This is a genomic window from Microbacterium sp. BF1, from assembly GCF_019279095.1.
Classification (GTDB): Bacteria; Actinomycetota; Actinomycetes; order Actinomycetales; family Microbacteriaceae; genus Microbacterium; species Microbacterium maritypicum.
In genome coordinates, this window is sequence record NZ_JAGYWT010000359.1 from 1 (window position 1) to 2602 (window position 2602).

At 68.8% G+C, this 2602-nt stretch carries 2 protein-coding genes; one reads left to right on the forward strand and one right to left on the reverse strand.

Annotation, left to right across the window (positions count from 1 at the left end; genetic code table 11):
* On the reverse strand, nt 1–1575 hold a 1575-nt coding region (locus tag KZA10_RS12040; protein ID WP_256934783.1), incomplete at its 3' end, for a phosphoglucomutase.
* 79 nt (nt 1576–1654) lie between these two features.
* On the opposite strand from KZA10_RS12040, the gene pheA reads away from it, so the two are divergent.
* The coding region (pheA, locus tag KZA10_RS12045; RefSeq protein ID WP_218682993.1) for a prephenate dehydratase at nt 1655–2602 on the forward strand (948 nt) is incomplete at its 3' end.

Below are 2602 nucleotides of genomic sequence, written 5' to 3' on the forward strand. Positions count from 1 at the left end.
GGGCGTGGCGGTCGGGTCGCCAGGGCCGGTTCGTCGAGGGAGGGCGTACAGGTAGGTGGTTTCGACTTTGTCTGCGACGATCCACGCCATCTCGGTGGTGATCCCGCTGGGTGCTATCGGGTCTAGCATCGCGGTGATGTCCTCACCGGCGAGTGCGGTCGCCGTCACGGCTTCGGGGGCGAGCTTGCCGAGGGTGGCCTTCTGCTCCGGCGTGGCCGGTGCGTCGACGCGCTGATAGGCCGAGGCGCCGAAAGCGGTCTCCAGCTCGCGATACCGCTCCGACGGGGTCTTGCCGGTGACGGCGATGATCTCGGCGGCCAGCAGACACAGCAGGATGCCGTCCTTGTCGGTCGACCAGACCGAGCCGTCCTTGCGGAGGAACGAGGCGCCGGCCGACTCCTCGCCGCCGAACGCGACCGACCCGTCGAGGAGTCCGGGAACGAACCACTTGAATCCGACCGGCACCTCCAGCAGGCGCCGGCCGAGCGATTCGGCCACGCGGTCGATGATCATCGACGACACCAGCGTCTTGCCGATCGCGGCGTCGCGCGGCCAGCCCTCGCGGTGCGAGAAGAGGTAGTCGATGGCGACGGCGAGATAGTGGTTCGGGTTCATCAGCCCCGCGTCAGGGGTCACGATGCCGTGCCGGTCGGCGTCGGCGTCGTTGCCGGTGAGGACGTCGTAGGAGCCCTTCTTCGCCACCAGCGAGGCCATCGCGGAAGGCGACGACGGATCCATCCGGATCTTCTCGTCCCAGTCCAGGGTCATGAAGCGCCAGGTCGGGTCGACCTCGGGGTTCACGACCGTGAGGTCGAGGTCGTGCATCTCCGCGATCAGCGTCCAGTACTCGACGGAGGCTCCACCGAGCGGGTCGGCGCCGATACTGACACCGGCCGAGCGGATGGCGTCGATGTCGATGATCGACGGCAGGTCGCGCACATAGGCGTCGCGGAAGTCGTAGCCGGTGAGGGAATCCCAGTCGATGTCGGCGAAGCGCTCCAGCTTCACACCCTCGAGGCCGGCGGCGATGAGGGCATTCGCGCGGTCGGCGATCCAGCCCGTGGCGTCGGTGTCTGCGGGTCCGCCGTGCGGCGGGTTGTACTTGAAGCCGCCGTCGCGCGGGGGGTTGTGCGAGGGGGTGACGACGATCCCGTCTGCGCGACTCGGGTCGTCGGCCGCCTTGCCGCGGTTGTACGTGAGGATCGCGTGGCTGAGCGCCGGCGTAGGCACCCACGAGTCGCGGGAGTCGACGCGCACGTCGATGCCGTTCGCGAGCAGCACCTCGATCGCACTGCGCTCGGCGGGAAGCGACAACGCGTGGGTGTCGCGGCCGAGGAAGAGCGGACCGGTGATGCCCTGCGCATCGCGGTAGTCCACGATCGCCTGCGTCGTGGCGAGGATGTGGTTCTCGTTGAAGCTGTTCGACAGCGAGGATCCGCGATGGCCGCTGGTGCCGAAGACGACCCGTTCGGCCGCAACCTCGGGGTTCGGTGTGCGGTCGTAGTAGGCGGCGATCAGTTCATCGACGTCGATCAGGTCACTTTCCTCCGCAGGGAGGCCGGCACGGCTGGTCATCCCCTCAGTCTGCCCCCTGATCGGCCCGATCGCATCCGAGAAGTCACCAGGAAGAGCGGTCGGCCCGCCGAGGGCTAAGGTGAAACCCGTGACTGAACGCCGCACCTACAGCTATCTCGGCCCTGCCGGAACCTTCACGGAGGCGGCGCTCGACCAGGTGGCCGAGGCCCGCGGCCAGGACTGGCGCCCCGTGCACAACGTGGGTGAGGCTCTCGCCGACGTGCTCGAGGGCCGCAGCGACGCCGCGATGATCGCGATCGAGAACTCGATCGAGGGCGGCGTCTCCACCACGCAGGATGCTCTCGCGACGCTCCCAGGGCTCCGCATCATCGGCGAGTACCTGGTGCGGGTGAACTTCGTGCTGGTGGCCCCTCGGGGGACGACCCTCGATCAGGTCGAGGTGATCGCGGCGCATCCGGTGGCCTACGCCCAGTGCCATGGCTGGCTCGGCGCGAACCTGCCGTCGCACTCGCACGTGCCCGCATCGAGCAACGTCGCCTCCGCGATCGGCGTCCTCGACGGCACGCTGGCAGCGCAAGCCGCGATCGCCGCCCCCGGCATCGTGAATCACTACGACGTCGACGTCCTGGCAGAGGGCATCGGCGACAACGCGCAGGCCGTGACCCGCTTCGTCCTGGTCACCCGCACGACCCGCTCGCCCGAGCCGACCGGCGCCGACAAGACCTCCCTGATCGTCGAGCTCCCGCACGACCACCCGGGTTCGCTCCTCGAGATGCTCGAGCAGTTCTCCACCCGCGGCATCAACCTGTCGCTCATCGAGTCGCGGCCCATCGGTGACGAACTCGGCCGCTATCGGTTCGTGATCGACGCCGACGGCCACATCGAGCACGAGCGCATGGCCGACGCGCTGCTCGGCATCCGCCGCTTCAGCCCGCGAGTCGTCTTCCTCGGCTCGTATCCGCGTGCGGACCGGCAGATCGTGAAGTACCCGGACCGCTACTCGGACGACGTGTTCGTCGAGGCGCGCGATTGGCTGCGCGGCATCCTCTCCGGCGAGCCGGAGGCC